The organism is Amycolatopsis cynarae (assembly GCF_026802195.1).
In the GTDB taxonomy this organism is placed as follows: Bacteria; Actinomycetota; Actinomycetes; order Mycobacteriales; family Pseudonocardiaceae; genus Amycolatopsis_E; species Amycolatopsis_E rhizosphaerae.
The window spans coordinates 6,563,040-6,587,999 of record NZ_CP113836.1 but is presented as its reverse complement, the minus strand read 5'-3'; the positions used below and the strand labels follow the sequence as shown (position 1 = coordinate 6,587,999).

Here is a 24,960-nt window from a genome sequence, read left to right as displayed (position 1 = left end):
TCCGGCGACCTTCGGACAATTCCGGGCGCAAATAGGTGTCACTGTCATGGCTCATGCGTCGGGTGGCTGAGCTGCGAAGATCCCTGAGTATCCAGGGAGTTCCGGTGGCACCCGTTTGCGTGTAAGTGGTTCTCGGCCGGTTTTCGCGGCCGATGCGGCCGACCGGTGGCACGCGGGCCGACGGCCGGCCGAAAGTCCGTCAGACCTGCGTTTATCCACCTGTGCGGCGAGCGGCGGGATTACCTGGGAACCATTTCCTTGAGGTAAATCCCGCCGCTGTGCACGCGCCCCGGCATATTGCGCCGTCGCTGGTCAGAAAGGACACCGGCATGCCACTATGTCGTTATCGGCGCAGTACCTGTCAGCGCAGGGCGCCTTTCACCTCACTCGACGTCCAGGTTTTCACAACCGGGTCTCGAGTACCTGAGAGAACGCCAAGAAAAGGACGGCCCGTGAAAGACACCAAACCCAGTCCCGCACCGAGAACCCTCGACCGGCCGTCCGCCGGACCGCCTGTGACGGCCGCCCGGCGCTGGGCCACCCGCAGCTGGTGGCTGCCGTGGGTGCTCGCGGCCGCGGTCATCGCGGTGACCGCGGTGATGATCGTCCAGTTCACCGGCGGTCCGAGCGGGCCGGCCGGCTGGAACGACGTGCACCTGCCCACCAGCAGGCACCACGTGACCTACGAGGTGACCGGCCAGGGCAGGTCGCCGGAACTGAAGTACGTGATCGACGGGATCAACGGAACCGAGACGGTGAACAACGCGGATCTGCCGTGGCACAAGGACTTCGACCTCCAGGTGGGGCCGGGGCTCGGCGTGGTCCAGGTGATGGCGACCAACAACGGGGACGCGGACACGATTTCCTGCGCGGTCAGCGTGGACGGCAACGTCGTGCACAAGGCCACCGCCAAGGGCCAGTGGGCGTCCGTCGCCTGTTCCTCCGTAATCCGCCCGAACACCAACTAGGAGGTCGGAAGATGCGCCGCCTGGTTGTGGCCGTCACGCTCCTGATCGCGTCGGCGGCCGGTGCCGCACCCGCGCTGGCCGCGGACACGGCGGCCCCCGTGGTGCTGGGGAGCTGCGCGGCCACCGTGCAGGCCGCGCCGGGCACGCAGATCGCGCTCAGTCCGGATGCGGTGCTGCAGCCGGTCGTCGGGGTGCTGGCCCAGCTCGATCCCCTCGGGGTGCTGGTGCCGCCGTTCGAGACCCTGTGGCGGGCGCTGCCCGCGATTCCGATCGGCACCGCACCCGCCGCGATCCCCGGCTCGGCGATCGCGGACGCGGTGATCGGCAGGTTGCGGGCGCTGCCGCTGCTGGGGCCGGTGATCGACGTGTTGGTCGGGCCGGTGCGTTCGGTGCTGTCGCTGACCTGCGGGGTGCTGGTGCAGCCATCGCCATCGCCGTCCTCACCGTCGTCACCGCCGTCGACGGGCTCCCCGCCCCAGGTGCCGGGCGGCACACCCGCCGATCCGGCGCGTCCCTCGGGGACGCCGCCGAACGGCGGTGGCACGATCTCGGTGCCCACGCCGGCGCCCGGCGGGACACCGAGCGTGCTGGACTACCCGTCGCTGTTCGATCCGGGCGGACTGCCGGGTCCCGGGGTGCCGCCGGACGGGGTCGCCTTCGACTACGGCGCCGTGCCACAGGCCGGGCCGGTCAAGGTCGACCCGCAGGCGGTCGACGCGACCCTGACGCCGGGCAGGGCCGAGGCGATGGCTGTGCGCGAGTCCCGGCCGATCGGGTTGCCGATCCTGCTCGCGACACTGCTGTTCACCCTCGTCGCGACGCAGCTCGTGCGCGTTTGGCTGCTGCGCGGGCCGGGTCGCGGGAGATCCCACCCGTTGGGCTGATGGACCGCCCGGCGAGGACCCTCTCTACTTTGGTGCGGGCGTGAGACGCCGCACGAAAGGGAGCTGAGGGCTTGTACATCGCTGAGATCGCTGGGACGGGCAGGGCGGCACGTGAGGTGACCGCCGAGGGTGATCCGGTCTTGGGCACCGCCGTCGCGGCGAGAGGACCTCGGCGGTGACCCCGCGGCTGATCGGCAGCGGCGTCAGGATCGTCGACCGGCCGAGCGGGCGCTCACTGGGCGAATCCGCGCTGCGGGCCGAGGTGGCCTGCGTGGCGGCGGAACTCGCCGAGCTGCCGCCGGGTGTGCTGTTCCTGCGCGCCGAGGTCGATTTGCCCAGCCTGCTGGGGTATCTCGGAGCGTTCGAGGCGGGCCGTGCCGTCGCGCTGCTCGACCCGGCATTGGCTCCCGGGAGGCTGGCCGAGCTGGTGCGCCGCTTCCGGCCGAGCGCGGTGATTCCGGCTCCCACCGGTGATGTGCCGGAGGGTTACCACGCAAGGGAGGGGCGATGGGTGCGCCGGGATCCCGACGGCGTTGCCCCGCACCCCGATCTCGCGGTCCTGCTCGCGACGAGCGGTTCCACCGGCAAGCCGCGGTTGGCGCGGTTGTCCCGGTCCGCCATCCTCGCCAACGCGCGCGCGATCGCCGACGTGCTCGGCATCGACGGGGACGATGTCGCGCCGACCTGCCTTCCCCCGCACTACAGCTACGGCCTTTCGGTGCTGAATTCGCATCTGGTTGCCGGGGCCACCGTGGTCATCGAACCGTCCGGGATCCTCGGGCGTGACTTCTGGGACGCGGTGGGCGAACACGGCTGCACCTCGCTCGCCGCGGTGCCGTACCACTTCGAAATGTTGCGGCGCCTGGACTTCGATCCGGTGCGTTACCCCCGGTTGCGTTCGGTGACACAGGCGGGGGGAAAGCTGCGCACCGAACTGATCACCGAGTTCGACGCGAAGATGCGCGGCGCGGGTGGCGGCCTGTTCGTCATGTACGGCCAGACCGAGGCCTCGCCGAGGATGGCGACCATGCCCGCCCAGCGGCTGGCCGAGAAACCCGGTTCGGTCGGCCCGGCGCTGCCGGGCGGCCGGTTCAGCATCCGGCACAACGACGGATCCGAGACCACCCACCCGAAGATCACCGGTGAGGTCGTCTACCGCGGGCCGAACGTGATGATGGGCTACGCCGAGGACGCGGACACGCTGGCACTGGGGGATCGGCTCGGCGGCGTGCTGACCACCGGTGACCTCGGCTACCTCGACGAGGAAGGGTTCCTGTTCATCACCGGCAGGCTTCAGCGGATCGGCAGGGTGTTCGGCAACCCGCTCAGCCTCGACGATCTCGAACAGGCGGCCCGTGCGACCGGTCTCGGCATCGACGTCGTCGCGGCGGTACCGGCGGAGGACAAGGTGGTGCTGTTCGCCGAGGGGATCGCGCTGGAGGTGTGCAAGGCGGCCTCCCAAGCGCTGGGCGAGCGTCTGCACCTGCACTCCTCCGGTTTCGATGTGCGCTCGATCGACGCGATTCCCTTGCTGGGCAGTGGAAAGATCGATTACCAGGCGCTGACCGACCGAATCTGAAAGCGAAACGTCCGTTTGGTTTCGGACGATCCGGGCAATGCCGTTCCCGGGCGGGGCCGCCACCCGTCCCGGTGAGATCCGGCCACCCACTCCGGGAGACGGCGGCACTCCCCGGTGCCCGGCCGCCCGCCCGACGCGTCCGGAAATCCTTTGGTAGCAGGCATTTCCGCTCCTTCGGCGGCGTCGCCGGAGCGGTGGACACGCAACGATGGCCTGGTACAGAAGGAACGGGCCGTGCGCCGGGCACGGTCGGAATTCGTCGGGTCGCGGAGGGTCACAGGCAGTGCTCGTCATCGGGGTCGCCGTCTGGCTGGCGCTGGCGGCGACGGTGCTGGCCACCTGGCCCCGCCCCAACGGCGGGCGACGGGGCCTGCTCCTCCTCGCGCTCGCTTTCGCGCTCCTGCAAGAACTTCTCTTCGGCACCGTCCCCGACCGCGCCTTCGTCACCTTCCGCTACGCGGAAAACATCGCGAACGGGCACGGTGCCGTGTTCAACGTGGGGGAGCGCGTCGAGGGGTACTCGAACTTCACCTGGCTGGTCCTGATCACCTTTCCCAAAGCCCTTTTCGGCGCGAACGTGGTCACGAGCGCGCTCGTGCTGTCGGTCCTGTGCGTGCTGGGCTGCGTTCTGCTCGCCTTCCGCTTCGGGCCGCTCGCCGGTGTGCTCACCGCCGGGGTGAGCGGCCTGGCGGCCGCGGGGCAGACGGGCACCGAGACCGCGCTGTTCGTTCTGCTCGTGCTGGCCGTGATCCGCGCCGTCGGCACCGGCCATCCGATCGCCGCCGGGGTGTTCGCCGCACTGGCCTTGATGACCCGGCCCGACGGTGTCGCGGTCGCCTTCGCCGCCGGGCTGTGGCTCGTGGCCGACGTGATCCGGCACCGGGCGAACTGGTGGCGGCCCACCGCCTACGCACTGGGCCTGGTGATGATCGCCGCACCGTGGCTCACCTGGCGTGCCACCTACTACTCGCAGCCCCTCGCCCGCTGGCCGACCGCCCCGCTGTCCGCGCCGTCGTACGGATTCCTGCTGGCCACGCTGGCGGCGCTGCTGGTGAACGCGGTGGTGCACCGGCGCCGCCGGGTGCCCTCGCCGGTCCCGCGCCGCGGCTCGCGGCTCTGGGCGCAGTTGGGGGCGCTCGCGCTGTGCGGGGTGAGCCTGCTTCTCGCCCCGGGCTACCAGCGGGTGGTGCACGACTCGCGCACCCGGCTCGGGCAGACCGCGGAGATCGGCTCGTGGCTCGCGGCGCGGGTGCCGCCGGAATCGCTCGTCGACACCGGGGGTGCGCAGGCGCTCGCCTACGTCCTCGGCGACCGGTTCCGGGTGCTGGACGAACGTGCGGACCCCGACGTGCGCAACGCCCGGCAGGCCGGCTACGCGAACGTGGCGGACTACCGGCGTCCCGCCGTCGCCGTCGCGGACGCGAGGTACCTGCCCCGTCAGAGGTGCGACATCGCCCCGCCGAACACCGGCTCCTACCGCGTGGCGACGTTCCGCCGGGCCGGCGGCAACGAGTGGGTCACCGTCTACTCGCGGGGCGACGAAGCCGCCGAGTTGATCCACCGGCTGGCCACCGATTCCCCGCTGGTGTACGTGCCCTGTCCAGGCGGGATGTGATGCGGCACCAACCCTACGGAGAAGTAACCTACGGTCGCGTAGCCTGAGGGTATGGCAGAGGTCGTTTACCCACCGGTTGTCCTGTTCGCGAAGACCATGTTCCGGGTCCTCGACCTGAAGCTGCAGGTCGAGGGCGGTGAGCAGGTCCCCTGTACCGGCGGTGCCGTGATCGCCTGCAACCACGTCAGCTACCTGGACTTCATCTTCTGCGGGCTGGGGGCGCAGCCCGCCGGCCGCCTGGTGCGCTTCATGGCCAAGCAGGAGGTGTTCAACCACCCCGTCTCCGGTCCCCTCATGCGGGGGATGCGCCACATCCCGGTGGACCGCAAGGCGGGCAAGGCCTCCTACGACGAGGCGGTCGCCCGCCTGCGCGCGGGGGAGGTCGTCGGTGTGTTCCCCGAGGCCACGATCAGCCCGTCCTTCACCGTCGCCGAGCTCAAGTCCGGCGCCGTGCGGATGGCCGCTCAGGCCGAGGTGCCGCTCATCCCGATGGCCGTCTGGGGCGGCCAGCGGCTGTGGACCAAGGGCAGGCCCCGCACGCTCACCAAGCGGCACGTGCCGATCACGATCCTGCTGGGCGAGCCGATGCACCCGGCGCCCGGCGACGACCTCGACGCCGTCAACCGGGACCTGCGCGCCCGCATGAGCCTGCTGCTCGACAAGGCGCAGGCGGAGTACCCGGACAGTCCGTCCGGGCCGGACGACCGCTGGTGGCTGCCCGCCCACCTGGGCGGCACCGCCCCGACCCCCTGATTCCGGTAGCTCAGAACCAGCGTTCGAGCACCTGGGCGACGCCGTCCTCGGTGTTCGGCCCGGTGATCTCGTCGGCGGCCGCGCGGACCGCGGGGTGCGCGTTGGCCATCGCCACCCCGTGCCCGGCCCAGCGCAGCATCTCCACGTCGTTGGGCATGTCGCCGAAGGCGATGATCCGGTCGGCGGGCACGTCGAGGCGGGCGGCGACCGCGGCGAGGCCGGTGGCCTTCGTGACCCCGTTCGCGGCGATCTCGATCAGCCCCGAACCCGCGGAGAAGGTGATGTCGACCGAGTCGTCCAGCACCGCGCCGGCCACCTCGAACATCTCGTCCGAGGACATTCCCGGGCGGCTGACCAGCAGTTTCATCGCCGGATGGCCGATGATCTCGGCGCGGGCGACCTGGACGCCCTCGCCGTCGCCCCACGGGTTGCGATAGCCGCGGTCGATCACCAGGTTGTGCACGCCGGGGTCCAGCGCGCGGGTGCCGATCCGCTCGGCGGCGAACCCCGCGCCCGGCAGCGCCCGCTCCAGTTCGTTCACCACGTCGGCGAGCTGCATCGGGGACAGCAACCCGTTCACCTCGACCACGAGGTCGTTGCCGATGTCGTACAGCACGGCACCGTTCGCACAGACCGCGAAGCCGGTCAGCCCTGCCTCGCGCGCCACGGCGGGGATCCAGCGCGGTGGGCGGCCGCTGGCCAGCACGACCGGCACGCCCGCTTCGGAGGCCCGGCGCACCACCGCCTTCGTACGAGCGGACATCCGTTCGTAGGCGTCGAGGAGGGTGCCGTCCACGTCCGAGGCGATCAACAGGGGTGCTTCCACGAGTCCATTGTCCCTGTGGTGGGCGGTTCACCACCGTCCCCTACGCCGGGGGTGCCGGATGCCTATAGCGTGACCCGGTGCGCGTTGGCATTGTGATTCTCCCCGAGGACCGGTGGTGGGCGGCCGAGCCCAAGTGGCGGGCGGCCGAGGAGTACGGCTTCGACCACGCCTGGACCTACGACCACCTCGGCTGGCGGTCGCTGGTCGACGGGCCCTGGTTCAGCGCCGTGCCCACGCTCACCGCCGCGGCGACGGTCACCTCGAAGATCCGCCTCGGCACCTTCGTGGCCTCCCCGAACTTCCGCCATCCGGTGCCGTTCACCCGTGAACTGATCACCCTCGAGGACATCGCCGACGGGCGGCTGATCCTCGGCCTCGGCGCGGGCGGTCTCGGCTACGACGCGCAGGTCCTCGGCCAACCGGAGCTGACCACCAGGCAGCGCACCGACCGGTTCGCCGAGTTCGTCGCCGCGCTGGACGGGCTGCTCGCCACCGACGGGTTCGACTTCGAGGGGGAGTACTTCCGCGCGCGCGGTGCCCGCAACCTGCCCGGCTCGGTCCAGCGGCCCAGGGTGCCGTTCCTGATCGCCGCCAACGGGCCCCGCACGATGCGCCTCGCGGCCCGCTACGGCGGCGGCTGGGTGACCAACGGCCGCCCCAGCGAGAGTCAGGACGAGTGGTGGTCGGCGGTGGCCGAGATGTCCGCCCGCTTCGACGAGGCGCTGGCGGAGGCGGGCCGGTCACCCGAAGGCGTGCACCGCTACCTCAGCCTCGACTCGGCGCCGGTCTTCTCCCTGACCAGCGTGGACGCGTTCGCCGAGGCCGCGGGCCGGGCCCGGGAGCTCGGATTCACCGACGTCGTCACCCACTGGCCCCGTTCGGGTGGCCCGTATGCCGGGCGGGAAACGGTGCTTGAACAAGTCGTGACCGACGTCCTACCAATGCTCGCCGACGGCGCTTAAGCCGCAGCCGCTGCGGTTGCGCTGGGTTACGTCGGTACCCTCGGAGCCCGTGAGCGAGCACACGAACCGCACAGACTTTTCCGAAGCCGGTTTCACCGGGTACGACCTGATCGTGGTGGGCTCCGGGTTCTTCGGGCTGACCGTGGCCGAGCGAGCGGCCACGCAGCTCGGCAAGAGGGTGCTCGTCCTGGAGCGGCGCTCCCACATCGGGGGCAACGCCTATTCCGAGCCCGAACCGGAGACCGGCATCGAGGTGCACCGCTACGGCGCGCACCTGTTCCACACCTCGAACAAGCGGGTGTGGGAGTACGTGAACCAGTTCACCGAGTTCACCGGCTACCAGCACCGGGTGTTCGCGAAGTACCAGGGCCAGGTCTACGCCCTGCCGATGAACCTGGCGCTGATCAACCAGTTCTTCGGCCGGTCGCACACCCCGGACGAGGCCAGGAAGCTGATCGCCGAGCAGGCCAGCGAGATCGAAACCAAGGACGCGAAGAACTTCGAGGAGAAGGCGATCTCCCTGATCGGCCGCCCCCTGTACGAAGCGTTCTTCCGCGGCTACACCGCCAAGCAGTGGCAGACCGACCCGAAGGAACTGGCGGCGTCGATCATCACCCGCCTTCCCGTGCGGTACACCTTCGACAACCGCTACTTCAACGACACCTACGAAGGTCTCCCCGTCGACGGCTACACGGCGTGGCTGGAGAAGATGGCGGACCACCCGAACATCGAGGTTCGCTGCGACGTCGACTACTTCGACGTGCGCGAGGCGATCCCGGCGGGTACCCCCACCGTCTACACCGGACCCGTGGACCGCTACTTCGAGTACTCCGAAGGCCGCCTGGGCTGGCGCACCCTCGACTTCGAGCAGGAGGTCGTCCCGACGGGCGACTACCAGGGCACGTCGGTGATGAACTACAGCGACGAAGACGTGCCCTTCACCCGGATCCACGAATTCCGGCACTTCCACCCGGAACGGGACTACCCGAAGGACAAGACCGTCATCGTCCGGGAGTACTCGCGGTTCGCGAAGGAAGACGACGAGCCGTACTACCCGATCAACACCGCCGAGGACCGGGAGAAGCTCGAGCGCTACCGCGAGCTGGCCCGTACCGAGGCCGCCGAGCGCAATGTCCTCTTCGGAGGCCGCCTCGGCACCTACAAGTACCTGGACATGCACATGGCCATCGGCTCCGCACTGTCCATGTTCGACAACAAGATCGCTCCGCACCTGACCGAGGGTGCTCCGCTGGAGGGGAGCCTGGATGCTTGAGAAGAAGCCGTCCCGCCCGGCGGAGATCGCGGTCCTCTCCAAGGTCCAGGCGACGCTGAAGCGCCCCGCGACGGTGAAGGCCGCGCGTGGTCTGTCCCATTTCGGTGAGCACAGCATCGGCTGGTTCGCGGCCGGTCTGGTGGGCGCCGCGGTGGACCGCAAGCGGCGCAAGGAGTGGCTGACCGCGGCGGTGGGCGTGGTCGCCGCGCACGGCGCCTCCATCGCGGTGAAGCGGGTCGTCCGCCGTCCTCGCCCGGATGACCCGAGCGTGGAGGTACTGGTGGGTACGCCGAGCCGCCTGAGCTTCCCTTCTTCGCACGCCACGTCCACCACCGCGGCGGCAGTGCTCTATTCCGGGCTGACCGGGCGTAATCTGGTGCCCGCCCTGGTGCCGCCGATGCTGGCGTCCAGGCTCGTGCTCGGTGTGCATTACCCGACAGACGTGCTGGCAGGCGCGGCGCTCGGTGGCGCGGTCGGTGGTCTGTTGCGCTGGAAGATCCGCAAAAAAGGGTAGGGAAGTCCGCTTGTGACCAAATCAGTGAACGAGGCCGCCGAGGCCGCGCACGACACCGCTGACACCGCCGAAGCCGCCGAAGCCGAAAACGCTGACACCGAAGCCGCCGAGCCCGCCCAGGACTCCGCGGAAGCGGCCGAAGCCAGGGCCGAGGCCGCCGACGCCGAACCGGAGCAGCAACCGGCTCCCGCCGCCAAGCGCGGACCGGTCCGGATGGTGCTGGGCGTGCTCAAGACCGCCCGCCCGCGCCAGTGGGCGAAGAACGTGCTGGTCTTCGTCGCGCCGTTCACGGCGGCGCAGATCACCAACGGTGGTGTGCTGGTGGACGCGCTGATCGCGTTCGCGGCCTTCTCGCTGGTTGCGTCCTCTGTGTACCTGATCAACGACGCGATCGACGTGGAGGCCGACCGGGCACACCCGACCAAGCGGAACCGGCCGATCGCGGCGGGTATCGTCCCGGTGCCCGCCGCCTACGTCGCGGCCGTGGTGTTCTTCCTGGCGGGCCTCGGCCTGTCGTTCCTGGCGAACCCGCAGCTCGCGATCGTGCTCGGGGTGTACGAGGCGGTCCAGCTGGGCTACTGCTTCGGGCTCAAGCACCAGCCGGTGATCGACCTGGCCATCGTCGGTTCGGGCTTCCTGATGCGCGCCATCGCCGGTGGTGTCGCCGCGAACATCCCGCTTTCGCAGTGGTTCCTGCTGGTCACGGCCTTCGGATCGCTGTTCATGGTGGCCGGGAAGCGGTACGCCGAGATCATGCTCTTCGAGCGGACGGGCGCGAAGATCCGTTCCTCGCTGAAGAAGTACTCGGCCAGCTACCTGCGGTTCGTCTGGGCGACCGCCGCGGCGATCCTGATCATGTCCTACTCGCTCTGGGCGTTCACCCTCCGCGAGGACTCGCACCACTCGATCTGGCCGATGATCTCGATGGTCCCGTTCGTGATCGCGGTGCTGCGCTACGCGGTGGACGTGGACGGCGGTACCGCCGGTGAGCCCGAGGAGATCGTGCTCAAGGACCGTATCCTGCAGATCCTCGGCATGCTGTGGGTCGTCACGCTCGCGGTGACCTTCTACCTGTGACGTCCACACTCGTCCGTGAGACCGCCCCGGACGCCGTACCCGGTCCCGAGGAACCGCCGGTCACCCGGCTGACTCTCGGCCGCACCCTGGGCGAGCTGCTGCTCGCCACGGTGGTGGCCGTGGTGCTCGGCCTGGCACTGCAGTTCGCCGCGAGCCGCATCGGCACCGATCCGGGCACCAACGTGCCCGACGCGCTGGTCAACCTGGCCGACGCGGGGATCCTGCTCGTGCTGTGCGCGGTGCTCGGGTTCGGGTTGCTGCGCCGGTGGCCGGGCTGGGTCAAGGTGACCGGCGTCAGCGTCGCGCTCACCTCGCTGGCCACCCTGCTGCTGGCCATCCCGCTGCAGGGCTCCCGGTTCTTCCTGGGCGGCTCGTCGGTCGACAACACCTTCCGCCTCCAGTACCTGGAGCGGATGGCGTCGAGTTCCTCGCTCGCGGACATGAACTACCACGGCCTCGCGCCGTACTACCCGGGCGGCTGGTTCTGGCTGGGCGGCCGGTTCGCCAACGTGCTCGGCTGGGACGGCTGGGCCGCCTACAAGCCGTACTCGATCACCTGGGCGGCCGTCGCCGCCGTGGTGACCTTCGTGCTGTGGAGCCTTGTGGTCCGCCGCCGGATCGCGGTGCTGCTCTCGCTGGCGACGGTGCTCGTCGGCTGCCTCTCGGCCGCCGTGGAGGAGCCCTACGCGTGGCCCAGCACCGCCTGGCTCCCGCCGGTGGCCGTGCTCGCCTGGGCCGTGCTGCGGCGCCGCGGCCGGGTCCCGGCCTGGCCGTTGCTGCTGATCGGGGTCTACCTGGGCTTCGCGGCCATCACCTACACTCTGCACCTGGTGCTGGGTGTGCTGGTCGTGGTGCTGCTCGCCGCGGTGGCCGGGGTGCTCGCCGTGCGCCGGGGCGCGCCCGCCGGGCAGACGGTGGCCCGCCTGCTGCGGCGGCTGGTGGTGATCGGCGTGGTCACCGGGTTGCTCGCGCTGGTCACCTGGGGTCCGTTCATCCTCGCCGGGGGACTGGGCAAGCCGAACGTCGCGGCGCACTTCCTGCCCGACACCAGTGCCTATTTCCCGATGCCCTTCGAGCCGACCAGCGTGTTCGGCTTCCTGTGCCTGTTCGGCCTGCTCTGGCTGCTGCTGCGGTCCCGCCGGGATCCGGTCGCGTTCACCCTGCTGACCATCGCGGTGGTGATCTACCTCTGGTTCGCGCTTTCGACGCTCGCGCTGCTGGTGCGGACCACGCTGCTGGCGTTCCGGTTCGTGCCCACCGCGGAACTGGTGTTCGCGGTGGCGGGCGTGTTCGCGGTCGCCGAGGCGGTGCGCCACCTGCCCAAGCCGGCCGCGTACGCCCGCCCGGTCGCGGTCGCCATGGTCGTGCTCGGTTTCGCCGGTTCGCTGTCGCTCGCCCAGACCAGCGTGCGGTCCACACTGGACGACGGGGCGAAGATCGCCGAATCGGACTACTACGCCACGGGTTACAACGCCAAGGGCGAGCACGACACGAGCAAGGACGGCGCGTGGACGGCGGAACTGATCAGCACGATCGACCGCCTGTCCGGGCAGCCGCCGACGCAGAACATCGTGCTGTCGGCCTACGACCGGCTGCTGTCGTTCGCGCCCTACTGGGGTTTCCAGCAGACCACGCCGCACTACGCGAACCCGCTGGCCGACTACCGGCAGCGTGGTGACGAGATCCGGTACTGGGCCGCGTCCACCACGCCGAACGAGCTGATCGCGCGGCTGGCGGCCAATCCGCACGAGGCGCCGAACGTGTTCGTGCTCCGCCGGTCCGGCGACAAGCTGCTGATGCCGGTGGCCTCGGACTCCTTCCCGCAGGCCGCGCCGGTGCACGTGGACGACATCGCGTTCGACCCGAAGCTGTTCGCCTCGCCGCGGTTCACCCAGCAGGGCGTTGGCCCGTTCGTGGTCATCGTCACGCGCCACTGAGCCGATCAGTCTACTGTGGAACGGTCCAGATCCGTCCAAGGCATGAGATCCTCGTAAAATCTGAATTTCATCAGATGTCGGGGAAAGGCAAGGGGCGTCATGAGTTACCCCCGGTACCGGCGTGGCACCTTCGCCGTGATCGATGGCGTGTCCTATCCGGTGTTGTACGCCAATGGTGACAACTACGTCCGTTTCGGGGACGGTGACGACCGGCCCACGCCGTATCCCCGGGACAGCCCGGTGCCGGTCGACCTGTGCGAACGGGTGATTTCCGTGCAGGTCTACGCCAGTTACCGGGGACACTCGGTACTGGTGGACGGTGTGGACGAACTGGGTGGCGCCCGGGTCATGGACGCCGAATGGGACGGTGAATGGGCCACCATCAACGGTTTCGTCCAGGAAAACAGGTACGAGTACTACAAGCACATCGATCTGCGCGATCTGCGCGACTACTACGAGAAACAAAGCGACCTGCTCTTCACCCGGTGGCGGGCCGCACATTTCGCTCGCCCGATTGAGGGGCACCAGTTGCGCGGGGGATGGGCCAACGGCGAGCCCGCGGTGGTCGGCGGCCGCCCCCGGTCGGGGATACTGGAGATCGAGGACGGCCGGGTCGCCGAGGTGACCACGCGGGCCGAGTACCGGGGCTTCCCCTGCGAGATAGCGGGAATCTCACCGGACGGTTCGGTCGGGCTGTACTACGTCGGGGTCGACCAGGAGCGCGCGGAGGCGGACGGTTTCCGGCTGCGCGACGGCAGACCGGCCAAGACGGTGCACGTCTACGACCTCGCCCGCTACCACGAGCACCACCTCGACCTGCAGTTCGAGCGGTGGCGCCAGTCCCGCGAGTTCAGCACCGAGCGGTAGTCGCCCGACCCCCGCTCACTCGGCGGGGTTCCCCCACACGTCGTACAGTTCCGTGTGACCGAAGTTGCGGAAACGACGAGTGCACTCGAAACCGGCCGCACCGGCCAACCGGGGGCGGGCCGTGACCCGGCCGCCTGGCTGATCGGAGGGACGGCCCTGCTGCTGGGCGCCGTGTTCGTCGGCGCCGACCTCGCCTTCAACCAGGGCAAGCTGATCGCGCCGTTGGACGACGTCTACATCCACCTCCAATACGGCCGCCAGTTCGGACTGGGCCATTTCCTGCGCTACAACACGGGAGACCCGGTCTCCGCCGGGGCCAGCAGCATGCTGTACCTGCTGGTGCTGGGTGGCGCCTACGCGATCGGGTTCCAGGGCCACCTGCTCCTCGGCTTCGCCGTGGGCTTCGGCGTGCTGTGCTTCGCGTTCAGCGCGGCAGGCGTGTACCGGCTGGGGACGCGGCTGGTGGCCCGTCCGGCCGGGATCTGGGCCGGGCTGCTCACCGCTTTCAGCGGCCCGCTGCTGTGGGGCACGACCAGCGGGATGGAGGTCGGCCTCGCGATGCTGCTGGTGGTGTCGACCCTGGTGGTGTTCGCCAGGGAGATGCCGTCGGGCCGCTTCCACTACACGCCGCTGGTGGCCACCCTGCTGGCACTGGTACGCCCGGAGGGGCTGATCTTCGCCGGTGCCCTGACGCTCGCCGCCTGGTGGGTCCTGTGGTCACGGCGCGGGATCGCCGGGACGGGGCGTTCGGTGGCACGTTGGGTGTGGACGCTGCTGCCGTTGCTCGCCTTCGCCGGGCAGTTGCTGTTCTACCAACTGGCGACCGGCACCGCCTCCGCGAACGGCATCCAGGCGAAGTCGTTGCTGCACGACCGTCCGGAGTTCTACTTCACCGAGTTCACGGACCGGACCGTGGCCAACGTCAGGGCCTTCGCGATGAGCCTCCTGGGCTTCGGCAACCAGGACTTCGCCTTCCCGGGGGCGCTGCTGTTGTTCTTCGCGGGCGTGGCCTACCTGATCCACGCACGCCGATCCTGGCGGCCCCTGGTGCTCGCGATGACGGCCGGGCTCGGGGCGGTGCTCGTGTCCGTGGCGACGCTGAACACCGCGCTCGTCCACAACATGCGCTACGAACAGCCCTTCCTGCCGGTGTTACTGCTGTTCGTGGTCTCCGCCTGGTACGGCGCGACACGACTGGTGCCGCCGCGGGCCCGCCGGTTCGCGTTGCACGCCGGGCTCGCGGCGGCACTGGTGTTCTCACTGGCCGCCGTGCCGACCTGGGCGATCCGCTTCGGCCGGGACGCCTCGGCGATCCGGGACACCGACGTGTCGGTCGGCGGGTGGATCAGCGGCAACCTGCCGCCGGATGCGGTCGTGGCGGTGAAGGACGTCGGCGCGGTCGCGTACTTCGGGAAGCACCGGGTGGTCGATCTGATCGGCCTGGGCACCAACGGGCTCGCCGAGCCCGCCAACAACGGCATCGGTTCGCTGTACGAGGCGTTGCGCCACCTGCCGGCCGCGCAGCGGCCCGCGTACTTCGCCACCTACGACACCGGGCCTGGCCCGTCCCTGGCGCAACTGCGGTCGGTGGGCATCCTCGACGCCGAGCCGGTCCAGCTGTTCCAGGTGCAGACCCCGCGGGATCTCAACGGCAGGCTCATCGTGCCGTTCGAGGAACTGGGCGTCTACCGGGCGGACTGGACCCTGGCGGGCAGCGGGGACCGGCAGCCGGTACCGGGCGTGCTCCGGGATTACCTGAACGTGGGGGACGTGTCCGCCGAGCGCGGCCACGACTACGCCCCCAGGATGGCGCAGGTCGGGATGCAGCCGGTCAGCGTACTGGCCAGGAACGGCGACGTGATCGACAGCGGTCGCACGATCCTGGGTGGCGAGGAGTTCACCGCGCGGAACCTGACCCCTGGGCAACCGCTGACCATCACCGCGCGCACCGCGATGGACAAGGTGGTGCCCGACATGCTCGTGCTGGTGAACGGGGTGCCCACCGGTGTGTGGACGCGGCCGGTGGAGGCCGCACCGTGGTCGACCGCGAGCTTCACCGTCCCGGCCGGCCTCGTCACGGGAAGCAGCGCGCGGATCGAACTCCGCCAGCCCAGGCCGCTGCTCAACCCCTACCCGGTCTACACCTCGTTCGGCTACTGGTTCAGTCAGTAGAAAGCCGTGAAGGGCCCCTTCACGGTCGAATCGACTGTGAAGGGGCCCTTCACGGCAGGTGCCCGGGCAGCCGTCAGATCGGCAGCTTGCGGAAGATCGGCCGCGGCACGTGCCGCAGGATCGACATGACCGCGCGAAACGGCGCCGGGGCCCACACCAGGTCCTTGCCCTTGCGCACCGCGTCCACCGCGATCTCGGCGACCTGCTCGGCGGTCTGCTCCAGCGGAGCCTTGCCCAGCCCCTCGGTCATCTTCGTCTTGACCTGGCCGGGGCGGACCACGGTGACCTGCACGCCGTGCGGGCGCAGCGCCTCGCCGAGACCCAGGTAGAACCCGTCGAAACCGGCCTTGGTGGAGCCGTAGACGAAGTTCGAGCGGCGCACGCGCTCCCCGGCCACCGAGGACAGCGCGATGATCGCGCCGTGGGCCTGCTTCTTGAGCCGGTCCGCGAGCAGGACGCCGACCGACACGGCGGCGGCGTAGTTCACGGTGGCCAGTTCCACCGCGGTGGCGTGGTCCTGCCAGGCCTGCTCGGGGTCACCCAGCAGGCCGAAGGCCACCACCGTCACGTCGATGTCGCCGCCGGTGAACGCCTGGTCGATCGCGGCCGGGTGCGAGGCGGTGTCCGTCGCGTCGAAGTCCACTTCGGACACCTCGGCGCCCTGGCCGCGCAGGCGCTCCGCGGCCACCTTGCGGCGCTCGGACGGACGGGCCGCCAGCACGACCCGGAGCGGGCGCTCGGCGAGGTACTTCTCGGCGATCGCGAGCGCGATGTCCGAGGTGCCGCCGAGCAGCAGCAGCGACTGGGGGTTACCTACCGCGTCGATCACAGCTCAAGCCTCCGGCTCATGTCTGAGGCGAAAACGCCTTCGGGGTCCACGGACTGGCGAACCTTCCGCCACTCCTCCAGCCGCGGGTACATCTTCGCGAAGTTCTCCGGGGTGGTGCGGGAATCCTTGGCCGTGTACAGGCGGCCGCCGATGGAGAGCACCTCCTCGTCGAGCTCCCGGCAGAACCGGCTCAGCCCCGCCTTGATGGGGAAGTCGAGGCAGACCATCCAGCCCGGGTGCGGGAACGACAGCGGCGCCCGGTTGCCCTCGCCCATCTGCTTGAACACGTTGAGGAACGAGTAGTGCCCGGAACCGGCGACCTTGACCAGGATGCGGCGCAGCTCCTCGTGGGCGTTGAGCGGCGTGCTGAACTGGTACTGCAGGAAGCCGTGCGAGCCGTAGGCGCGGTTCCACTCGCCGAACAGGTCCAGCGGGTGGTAGAAGGCGGTCAGGTTCTCCACCACACCGCGCTTCTGCTTCGGGGACTTGCGGTACCACAGCTCGCCGAGCGTGCTGAAGGTCAGCTTGTTCGCCAGCCCGTTCGGGAACACGTCCGGCAGCGTGGCCAGCTGGATCGCGTCGAACTTGAGGGGGTTCGCGCGCAGTTTCGGCGGCAGTTCGTCGAGCTTGGCCAGCGAGCCGCGGCTGAAGGCGGCGCGGCCCAGCTTGCTGCCCTGCGAGATGGCGTCGAACCAGCCCGACGAGTATGTGTAGTTGTCCTCGGAACCGTTGCTGACCAGCTCCAACGTCTCGTCGAGGTTGTCGGTGCGGTCCAGGTCGGCGATGAAGTACGCGGTCTCGGTCTTGGTCATCCGGATCGTCGCCCTGACGATGATGCCGGTCAGGCCGATGCCCGCCACGGTGGCCCAGAACAGCTCCGATTCCGGGCCGTCCGGGGTGATCGTCCGGATCTGCCCGTCCGCGGTGACCAGGTCCATCGACACCACGTGGTTGCCGAAGCTGCCCGCGCTGTGGTGGTTCTTGCCGTGGATGTCGTTGGCGATCGCGCCACCGATGGTGACCTGGCGCGTGCCCGGCAGCACCGGCACCCACAGGCCGTAGGGCAGCGCGGCCTTCATCAGCTGGTCCAGGCTCACGCCGGCGTCCGCGACCACGTACCCCGTGTCGGGGTCGATGGAGTGGATCCGGTTGAGCGCGGTCATGTCGACCACCAGGCCACCGGCGTTCTGCGCGGGGTCACCGTAGGAGCGGCCCAGGCCGCGCGCGATCACGCCGCGCTCGCCTGCCTGGGCCACCGCCTTCGCGATGACCTCGACATCCGCCGTGGTCAGTACGTCTGCCGTGGTCGGGGCCGTGCGGCCCCACCCGGTGAGTGTCCGCCGCTCGATATGCGGTGTCGCTGCGTTCACCCGGCCCAGGGTAACGATCCCCGATCGATGGCTTGCGATTGACCGCTTCTACACTTTCCCGGTCCACGAATCCGATGCCGGCGAGGTAGTGCAGTGGTGTCTACGGAACCGCAGGAGTCAACGGCGACGGCTCAGGCCGGGCCAGGTCTTTTTGGTCAGCTGCTTCGTTTCGCGATCATCGGCGGCTTCTGCGCCCTGCTCGATCTGGGCACCTACAGCCTCGAGCTCGCATTGGGCATGGATTCTTCCCTCTGGTCCGTCGTGGCCAGGGCGATCAGTTTCATCGTCGGAACTACAACGGCGTATTTCCTTAACCGGAAATTCACATTCTCCGCCGGGCGCCGGGAAGGTGGCGCGCAGGTGGGTGGCTTCGTGCTGCTCTACGGCGTGACCTTCGCGGTGGCCCTCGGCGTGAACGCGCTCATGCGAGCGGAGCTGCCGGAGATGGCGTTGAGGAGCACCGTGGCGTGGGTGATCTCGCAGGGAACCGCGACCGCGATCAACTTCGTCATGCTGAAGTGGGTCGTGTTTCGCGAGCCCGCGGAACGGTGACTCACGGCGGCTTGACGGGGCGCACCGTGTAGCTTGGTTGGGCGTGACCAATTCCCCTGGAGGACAGCGAACCCATGGCTGGTAAAGCCACTACCGCGACGGCCAAGACGAAAACGGACGACGCTGTCGCGGCGACGGAGCAGACCACGTTTTCCGAACACGTTCCCCAGGGAAGGCTGACCGCGCAACGCGGTCTTTACGCCGGTCCGTCACCGATCGTGTCCAAGGACCTCTACGGCGAGGTGCTGGAGGGTGTGGTCACCCGCAAGCGGGGTGGCGTGACGCTCGAACCGTCCGCACGGGTGAGCGGGAACACCTACTTCGGGCGCTTCCCCGCCAGCTACTGGCAGCGGTGGACCACGGTGCGTGAGGTCCGGGTCGAACTGGTGGCCACCGGAGCCGGGCAGCTCGCGGTCCGGGCGTCGGACTTCGAGGGCGAACCCCGCACGATCGCGGTCCAGGAGATCGAGGGCGCCGAAGCCGCCCGCGTCACCTTCGACGTGAAGCTCGACAAGTTCCTCGACGGCGGCGCGCTGTGGCTGGACCTGGAGACCCAGGCCGGGCAGCGGCTGGCGGTCGAACAGGTCCGCTGGACGGTGGAGCCGCCGGAGAAGATCCGGCCCACCGCGGTGACCATCTGCACGATGAATCGCGCCGACGACTGCCTGAAGAACCTGCAGGCGCTGGCGGGCGACATCTCGTCGCTGGACACCCTCGACGCCATCTACGTCGCCGACCAGGGCACCGACCGCGTCGACTCGCGGGAGGGTTTCCCGCAGGTCGCCAAGGACCTCGGCGACAAACTGCACTACATCACCCAGCCGAACCTCGGCGGCGCCGGCGGGTTCACCCGCGGGCTGTACGAGGTGGCCGGGCACACCGACACGGCGCACGCGAACGTCCTGTTCATGGACGACGACGTGCTGCTCGAGCCGGACCTGGTGATCCGGATGACGGCGTTCTCCAACCGCGCCGCGAACCCGATCATCGTCGGCGGCCAGATGCTCAACCTGCTGCACCCGGACCAGCTGCACGTTGGGGCGGAGTACGCGCGGCTGAACACGCTGGAGCCCGGGCAGCCGGTCGAGCACAGCCTCGCCACCGCGGACCTGCTGGGCGTGGACCCGGAGACCGGCAAGCCGAACAGGCAGGACCGGCGGCTCGACGCCGGGTACAACGGCTGGTGGTCGTGCCTGATCCCGTACGAGGTGGTCAAGGAGATCGGCTACCCGATGCCGTTCTTCTTCCAGTGGGACGACGCCGAGTACAGCTACCGGGCCCGTGCCCACGGTTTCCCGACCGTCACCCTGCCCGGGGCCGGCGTGTGGCACGCCGACTTCCACTGGAAGGACTGGGACGAGTGGCACCGGTACTTCAACCTGCGTAACTCGATCATCACCGCGGCGCTGCACAGCGAGTTCAACCTGACCGTGCTGTGCCGGGTGCTCACCGCGCAGCTCGTCCGGTACCTGCTGGGCATGCAGTACGGCCTGGCGCACACGCTGATCAAGGCGGTGGAAGACTTCCTGAAGGGGCCGGAGATCCTGCACGACGGCGGGGTCGCCGCGATGAAGGAGATCCGCGAGATCCGCTCGCGCTATCCGGAGACCAAACGGTACGACCCGACCGAGGTCCCGGGCATCGCGTCGAACGACATCGGCCTGATCAACGCCGCGCCGCGCCCCTCTCTGCAGCGGCTGATCCTGATCAAGCGCGTCGTCGACCGCCTCCGCGGCCGCACCCGCTTCGACCTCGGCGCCATCCCGGCCGACGAAGCGCACTGGTGGCACGTGGCGCTGTTCGAGACCGCCGTCGTCACCGACGCCTCCCAGGAAGGCGTGCGCGTGCGCAAGTACGACCGCGACCGCATGTTCGAGCTCGCCAAGAGTGGCTTCCGTGTCATCAACAGCCTGCGTAAGAACGGTCGCGCTGTGCAGGACCAGTACCAGCGAGCGCTGCCCCAGCTGACCAGCCGGGAAAACTGGAAGCGGCTCTACGAGCTCTGAGCCTTTCCCCGCAGTTGAGCCGTGAAGGGTCCCTTCACAGTCGAATCGGCTGTGAAGGGACCCTTCACGGCGTTACGCACCCGCCCGCCCTGCGAACGGCTGCTCAGCGCAGGCCGAAATGCTGTCCCTTCTGCATGAGGTCCTCGATGTAGGCGACGGCGACGTGCGCGAAGTTGACCACCATCTTCTCGCCGTCCTTGGTCCGGATGGTCTCGACCGAACCGTGTTCGACGAGCAGGTGCAGGTTCCGCTCCAGCTCGGCGGAATCTTCGGGCGGCACGGTGAACACCAGCGGGTCACCGCCGCTGATCAGGTGCAGGACGAGCGCGGGCTTCGTTTCAGGCATGAACCAAGGACAGCAGCTTCCGATCGGCCCCGGCAAGCCGGTTCGCTCACGGCAGAGGGAAGCGGCGCGCACCCGGCTCGATAGGGTTCCCTCGTCTTGCCGATCGATTCCTAGGGGGAACGTCGATGTCACAGTTTTCGCTGTCACTGGCGGCACTGGACGTAGTGCTGGAACACACCGGGCTCGGCCGGGCACCGACGCCCTTCGAGACACCGCACATCGGCGCCACCTTCGAGGAGCGCGCCCAGCTCCGTGACGCGGTGTTCCGGGACCTGGAATCCCGCCGACTGGCCGGCCGCGGCCGCCTGGACCCCGATGTCGAGCTGGCCCTGCGGGCCTTCGTGCAAGCACCCGTCTCGATCATCGCGGTCGCCGAACTCGACGACGGGGAGCAGCTGTTCGCGCGGGCCGTGGCGGACGGGAACTACGGCATGGTGGCGCGGCGGCAGGACAATCTCGTCGTCTTCACCGAGGTCCGACCCACCGCGATCGTGGCGGGCATCGTCGACCTGCTCCCCGCCACGCCTGCCGCGCCCGGCCAGTCGGTGACGGTGGCGAAGCCCGCGCCTAAGCCGAAGCGCCGGGCCGACGACGCGTACGACCCGTTCGCCGCGGCGGCAAGGCCGCGCACCTCCACCGCCCCGGCTCAGCTCCGGATGGTGGAGCGGATCTTCCAGAAACCGAAGTTGCGCATCGGCCAGTTCACCGCGTTCGTCACCGGTGGCGACGGCAAGGGGCGGCGGCTCTCGCCCACCGCCTGGTTCGACACCGAGGAAGGCCGCTACTTCGTCACCTCACGCGAGGCCGAAGACGGCCAGAACTGGCTCACCTACGCCCCCGCGGACAACGCCCGCATTGCCCACCACCTACACGAGCAGCTCCGGGGATAGAGGCTGGCCAGAGTATGGAGCGGGGGATCTTTGCTGCGAATGTTTCGCAGCAAAGATCCCCCGCTTCCAGGAACTCCTGCTTCCTCAGTAGCGGAAGAACCGCTCCCGCTGGCCGAGGCGCACGAGCTTCAGCCACTGCGCGAAAGCCTTCGGATCGCGTTTCACGCCGAGGAAGTACAGCCCGAAGCGGAGCACCTCCAAGGCGCCGATCTTGCGCATCCCCGGCTGGGACAGCAGGTACCCGCGGTTGCGGTAGGTGTAGTACCGCTTGACCTGGTTCTCCGGGTCCTGCGCGTGGAACCGCCCGCCCAGCATCGGTTTGAACTCGTCCGAGCCGTCGGGGTGCAGGTAGGCCACCTTCAGCGAGGTGCCGAACGGCAGCCCCGAGCGGACCAGCCTGCGGTGCACCTCGACCTCGTCACCCCGGAAGAACAGGCGCAGGTCGGGCACACCCACCACGTCCAGCGTCGAGGCACGGAACAGGGCGCCGTTGAACAGCGAGGCGATACCGGGGAGGAAGTCGACCCCGAGCTCGGCCGAGGACCGCTTCCAGGTCAGGCCGCGGCGCAGCGGGAAGGCGAGCTTGGCAGGGGCGTCGATATTGGTCACCACGGGTGAGATCTCGGCCAGCCCTCGGCTGTCGGCCTCCTCAAGCAGCACCGCGAGCACCGTCTCGTCCGCGGGACGGCCGTCGTCGTCGGCCAGCCACACCCAGTCCGCGCCCAGCGAGAGCGCGTGCAGCATGCCCAGGGCGAACCCGCCCGCGCCGCCCAGGTTCCGGTGGGAGGGCAGGTAGGTGTAGGGCAGCGGAAAGGAGGCCACGACGTCCCGGGCCGGCTGGTCGGGGCCGTTGTCCACCACGATGAGGTGGTCGACCGGGTGGGTCTGCGCGGCGATCATCTTGAGCGAGTCGGCGAGCAGTTCACGCCGGTGCCGGGTGACCACGACGGCCACCACGGCGCCCTTGCCCAGCGGGGCTGCCTCGGGATCGGCCATGCTCACTCGCCGCCCCCGGCCGCGACCGCGGCGTCCACCCCGATGCGCGCGGCCATCTCCGGGCTCATCCCCTCGTACGGGTCCCTGCCCTTGTACGCGGTCAGCACGTCCCGCAGCGAGCCCTGCATCTTCATCCGGCCCTCGTCCATCCAGATGGCCGTCGTGCACAGCTCCAGGAGCAGGTCGTCGGCGTGCGAGGCGAACACCAGCAGACCGGACCGGCGGACCAGGTCGACCAGGCGGTCACGGGCCTTGTTCAGGAAGGCCGCGTCCACCGCCCCGATGCCCTCGTCGAGGATCAGGATCTCCGGGTCGATCGTGGTGACCACGCCCAGTGCGAGGCGGACCCGCATACCCGTGGAGTAGGTCCGCAGCGGCATCGCGAGGTAGTCGCCGAGCTCGGTGAACTCGGCGATGTCGTCGACGCGTTTCTCCATCTGCTTGCGGGTCATCCCCAGGAACAGGCCCCGGATCATGATGTTCTCGTAGCCGGAGATCTCCGGGTCCATGCCGATGCCAAGGTCGAACACCGGCGCGACCTTGCCCTCGACCCGGGCCGAGCCGCGGGTCGGTTCGTAGATGCCGGACAGCAGCCGCAGCAGCGTGGACTTGCCTGCCCCGTTGTGGCCGACCAGGCCGACCCGGTCACCGTCCTTCAGGGAGAGCGAGACGTCCTGCAACGCCTCGATCACCGGCACCTTGCTCTCGGTGCCGATCTTGCCGCCGACCTTGCCGAGCACCTTCTTCTTCAGCGAACGGGTCTTCGCGTCGAAGATCGGGAAGTCGACGAAGGCGTTGTGCACCTCAATGCTGACCATGTTGTTCTCTCACACCCAGTAGGAGACGCGGGCACGGTAGTTGCGCATGGCGACCAGCGCGAGCAGCCAGCCGGCCACGGTGATGCCGCCTACGACGAGCCAGCTGCCGACGTTCACCGCCTGGCCGATCAACGGCGCACGAAGGATCTGGACGAAGTGGTAGAAGGGGTTGAGGTGGACGATCGGTACCACCCAGTCCGCCATGGCGGCCCGGGCGCCGTGGCCGTAGAGCTGGTCGATCGGCCACACGATCGGGGTCATGTAGAACAGCAGCTGGATCAGCGAGTTGATCACCTGCGGGAGGTCCCGGTAGCGGGTGGAGATGATGCCCAGCAGCAGCGTCACCCACCACGCGTTGAAGGCCAGCAGCACGAAGGCGGGGATCGCGCTCAGCGAGTACCAGCCGAAGCCGGGGTGGCAGATCGTGCTGCTCGCGTCGCAGACCCCGTTGGTCAGGCCGTACGGGTGGTCGAGGCTGGTGAAGAAGATCGCATCGATGATCACCACGACGATCAGGTTGTGGGCGAACAGCAGCGTCTGCCGCCACACGGTGCGGAGGGCGTACACCGTCAACGGCGCCCGGATCTGCTTGATCAGGCCCTCGTTGGAGATGAACGTCTCCATGCCCTCGGTCAGCGAACCGCTGATGAAGGTCCAGACGATGAACCCGGTGCTGATGTAGGGCAGGAAGGTCGAGATGTGCATCCCGAACAGCTGCGAGTACAAGAGCCCGAGGCCGAGCGAGATGACACCCTGGCTGATGGTGATCCAGAACGGACCGATCACCGACCGCCGGTAGCGCTGCTTGATGTCCTGCCAGCCGAGGTGGCTCCACAGTTCCTGCTGGCGGAAGCCGTCCCTCAGGTCTGCGATGGCGCGGGCGAAGGACCGGCTGTCGGAGGCCGGCGGAATCGGCGCCGAACCGTGGGCGACGGCATCACTGGCCGTTTCGACAGTGCTGGTGGCATGCACGTGCCCAGGGTAGCGACCCTGGGCATCCGCTCCCGTCGAGGGCTGTCACCACCACCGAACAGCACTTTTGCCCGGTTTGCGTAGCGGTGGGGTAGCGGGCCCGGCGTTTCCGCCACGCAAACCGGTTCCCGACACTGTTCAGAGGTACTGGCCGGTGCCGCTGATGCCGGGAGCCGCGTGATCGCCGCGGCCCGCCGACGTGCCGGGCGGCAGTCCCCGGCGCATCTGCTCGAGCTGCACCCTGGCCGCCATCTGCTGCGCGAACAGCGCGGTCTGGATGCCGTGGAAGAGCCCCTCCAGCCAGCCGACCAGCTGGGCCTGTGCGATCCGCAGTTCGGCGTCGGACGGCGTGGAGTCCTCGGTGAACGGGCGCACCAGCCGGTCCAGCTCGTGCTGCAGCTCCGGGGCCAAGGCCTGTTCGAGCTCCTTGACGGAGGTTTGGTGGATCTCCCGCAGGCGGTTGCGGCTCGCGTCGTCCAGCGGCGCCGCGCGGACCTCCTCCAGCAACTGCTTGATCATCGTGCCGATGCGCATCACCTTCGCCGGCTCTTCGACGAGGTCACCGACCGATTCCTGCTGGTCGTCCTCGCCGGTGGCGATCCGGGCGGTGCCCACCGGGGAGCCGTCGGGGCCGACGACGACCACGTGCTGGGCTTCGTCTGCTGCGGAATTCCTGTTCGGCTCGGTCATTGCTCCATCCTGGCCTGCCTGGGCGACGTTGAACGCAACACTTCCGAGCCTAGCGGTCGCCCGA

General features: G+C 69.2%; 23 protein-coding genes. 15 read left to right on the top strand and 8 right to left on the bottom strand.

Going from position 1 to position 24,960, the window contains the following annotated elements:
- The first annotated feature begins 452 nt into the window (after window positions 1–452).
- The 5 genes from ORV05_RS31830 to ORV05_RS31810 all read left to right on the top strand — a co-directional run bounded on the left by ORV05_RS31830 (window position 453) and on the right by ORV05_RS31810 (window position 5,799).
- On the top strand, window positions 453–968 hold the full coding sequence (locus tag ORV05_RS31830) for an MmpS family transport accessory protein (protein WP_268755588.1): 516 nt from the start codon (window positions 453–455) through the stop codon (window positions 966–968).
- An 11-nt stretch (window positions 969–979) separates the two neighbouring features.
- Window positions 980–1,852: a hypothetical protein gene (locus ORV05_RS31825; protein ID WP_268755587.1), complete on the top strand. Its 873-nt coding sequence runs from the start codon at window positions 980–982 to the stop codon at window positions 1,850–1,852.
- Between the two features lie 175 nt (window positions 1,853–2,027).
- Window positions 2,028–3,431 (top strand): AMP-binding protein, encoded by a 1,404-nt coding sequence (locus ORV05_RS31820; RefSeq protein ID WP_268755586.1) that lies wholly within the window; start codon window positions 2,028–2,030, stop codon window positions 3,429–3,431.
- A gap of 283 nt (window positions 3,432–3,714) precedes the next feature.
- Complete coding sequence (locus tag ORV05_RS31815; RefSeq protein WP_268755585.1) at window positions 3,715–5,046, top strand: glycosyltransferase family protein; 1,332 nt, start codon at window positions 3,715–3,717, stop codon at window positions 5,044–5,046.
- Between the two features lie 51 nt (window positions 5,047–5,097).
- Window positions 5,098–5,799, top strand: coding sequence for a lysophospholipid acyltransferase family protein (locus tag ORV05_RS31810; protein WP_268755584.1), 702 nt, complete (start codon window positions 5,098–5,100; stop codon window positions 5,797–5,799).
- A 10-nt stretch (window positions 5,800–5,809) separates the two neighbouring features.
- Here the strand turns inward: ORV05_RS31810 and ORV05_RS31805 are convergent, their stop codons facing one another.
- The gene (locus ORV05_RS31805) at window positions 5,810–6,625 is read right to left on the bottom strand and encodes a Cof-type HAD-IIB family hydrolase (protein WP_268755583.1); all 816 of its coding nucleotides are present in this window, start codon (window positions 6,623–6,625) and stop codon (window positions 5,810–5,812) included.
- Window positions 6,626–6,702: 77 nt separating this feature from the next.
- Between ORV05_RS31805 and ORV05_RS31800 the strand changes: the two genes are divergently transcribed.
- The 7 genes from ORV05_RS31800 (at window position 6,703) to ORV05_RS31770 (ending at window position 15,427) form a co-directional block, all read left to right on the top strand.
- Entirely contained in the window at window positions 6,703–7,587 is an 885-nt protein-coding gene (locus ORV05_RS31800; protein ID WP_268755582.1) for an LLM class flavin-dependent oxidoreductase, read from the top strand.
- A 49-nt stretch (window positions 7,588–7,636) separates the two neighbouring features.
- The gene (glf, locus tag ORV05_RS31795) at window positions 7,637–8,860 is read left to right on the top strand and encodes a UDP-galactopyranose mutase (RefSeq protein WP_268755581.1); all 1,224 of its coding nucleotides are present in this window, start codon (window positions 7,637–7,639) and stop codon (window positions 8,858–8,860) included.
- Window positions 8,853–9,374: a phosphatase PAP2 family protein gene (locus ORV05_RS31790; RefSeq protein ID WP_144591584.1), complete on the top strand. Its 522-nt coding sequence runs from the start codon at window positions 8,853–8,855 to the stop codon at window positions 9,372–9,374. The genes glf and ORV05_RS31790 overlap by 8 nt, the downstream gene beginning before the upstream one ends.
- A 12-nt stretch (window positions 9,375–9,386) precedes the next feature.
- Window positions 9,387–10,451, top strand: a complete 1,065-nt coding sequence (locus tag ORV05_RS31785; protein ID WP_268755580.1) for a decaprenyl-phosphate phosphoribosyltransferase — start codon at window positions 9,387–9,389, stop codon at window positions 10,449–10,451.
- On the top strand, window positions 10,448–12,388 hold the full coding sequence (locus ORV05_RS31780) for an arabinofuranosyltransferase (RefSeq protein ID WP_268755579.1): 1,941 nt from the start codon (window positions 10,448–10,450) through the stop codon (window positions 12,386–12,388). Before ORV05_RS31785 ends, ORV05_RS31780 begins: the two co-directional genes overlap by 4 nt.
- Window positions 12,389–12,487: 99 nt before the next feature.
- The gene (locus tag ORV05_RS31775; protein WP_268755578.1) at window positions 12,488–13,255 is read left to right on the top strand and encodes a hypothetical protein; all 768 of its coding nucleotides are present in this window, start codon (window positions 12,488–12,490) and stop codon (window positions 13,253–13,255) included.
- A gap of 54 nt (window positions 13,256–13,309) precedes the next feature.
- Window positions 13,310–15,427 carry an ArnT family glycosyltransferase gene (locus ORV05_RS31770; protein WP_268755577.1) on the top strand — a complete coding sequence of 706 codons (2,118 nt, stop codon included), beginning with the start codon at window positions 13,310–13,312 and terminating at the stop codon, window positions 15,425–15,427.
- A gap of 73 nt (window positions 15,428–15,500) precedes the next feature.
- Here the strand turns inward: ORV05_RS31770 and ORV05_RS31765 are convergent, their stop codons facing one another.
- Window positions 15,501–16,256, bottom strand: coding sequence for a decaprenylphospho-beta-D-erythro-pentofuranosid-2-ulose 2-reductase (locus ORV05_RS31765; protein WP_268755576.1), 756 nt, complete (start codon window positions 16,254–16,256; stop codon window positions 15,501–15,503).
- Window positions 16,253–17,626, bottom strand: coding sequence for an FAD-binding oxidoreductase (locus tag ORV05_RS31760; protein ID WP_268755575.1), 1,374 nt, complete (start codon window positions 17,624–17,626; stop codon window positions 16,253–16,255). The genes ORV05_RS31765 and ORV05_RS31760 overlap by 4 nt, the downstream gene beginning before the upstream one ends.
- 93 nt (window positions 17,627–17,719) lie before the next feature.
- On the opposite strand from ORV05_RS31760, the gene ORV05_RS31755 reads away from it, so the two are divergent.
- Together ORV05_RS31755 and ORV05_RS31750 are read left to right on the top strand one after the other, a co-directional pair.
- On the top strand, window positions 17,720–18,178 hold the full coding sequence (locus ORV05_RS31755) for a GtrA family protein (protein WP_268755574.1): 459 nt from the start codon (window positions 17,720–17,722) through the stop codon (window positions 18,176–18,178).
- 74 nt (window positions 18,179–18,252) lie between these two features.
- Window positions 18,253–20,184 (top strand): glycosyltransferase, encoded by a 1,932-nt coding sequence (locus ORV05_RS31750; protein WP_268755573.1) that lies wholly within the window; start codon window positions 18,253–18,255, stop codon window positions 20,182–20,184.
- Window positions 20,185–20,287: 103 nt separating this feature from the next.
- Here ORV05_RS31750 and ORV05_RS31745 read toward each other — a convergent pair whose 3' ends face one another.
- Window positions 20,288–20,530 (bottom strand): hypothetical protein, encoded by a 243-nt coding sequence (locus ORV05_RS31745; protein ID WP_144591346.1) that lies wholly within the window; start codon window positions 20,528–20,530, stop codon window positions 20,288–20,290.
- 125 nt (window positions 20,531–20,655) lie between these two features.
- On the opposite strand from ORV05_RS31745, the gene ORV05_RS31740 reads away from it, so the two are divergent.
- Window positions 20,656–21,420: an ESX secretion-associated protein EspG gene (locus ORV05_RS31740; RefSeq protein ID WP_268755572.1), complete on the top strand. Its 765-nt coding sequence runs from the start codon at window positions 20,656–20,658 to the stop codon at window positions 21,418–21,420.
- 84 nt (window positions 21,421–21,504) lie between these two features.
- Here the strand turns inward: ORV05_RS31740 and glfT1 are convergent, their stop codons facing one another.
- The 4 genes from glfT1 to ORV05_RS31720 form a co-directional block, all read right to left on the bottom strand.
- Entirely contained in the window at window positions 21,505–22,416 is a 912-nt protein-coding gene (glfT1, locus tag ORV05_RS31735) for a galactofuranosyltransferase GlfT1 (protein WP_268755571.1), read from the bottom strand.
- Window positions 22,417–22,418: 2 nt separating this feature from the next.
- A complete protein-coding gene (wzt, locus tag ORV05_RS31730; RefSeq protein ID WP_144592637.1) occupies window positions 22,419–23,234 on the bottom strand; it encodes a galactan export ABC transporter ATP-binding subunit Wzt/RfbE in 816 nt (271 codons plus the stop codon).
- Window positions 23,235–23,243: 9 nt separating this feature from the next.
- Window positions 23,244–24,206 carry a galactan export ABC transporter permease subunit Wzm/RfbD gene (gene wzm, locus ORV05_RS31725; RefSeq protein ID WP_268755570.1) on the bottom strand — a complete coding sequence of 321 codons (963 nt, stop codon included), beginning with the start codon at window positions 24,204–24,206 and terminating at the stop codon, window positions 23,244–23,246.
- A gap of 138 nt (window positions 24,207–24,344) precedes the next feature.
- Entirely contained in the window at window positions 24,345–24,896 is a 552-nt protein-coding gene (locus ORV05_RS31720) for a bacterial proteasome activator family protein (RefSeq protein WP_268755569.1), read from the bottom strand.
- Between the last annotated feature and the right edge of the window lie 64 nt (window positions 24,897–24,960).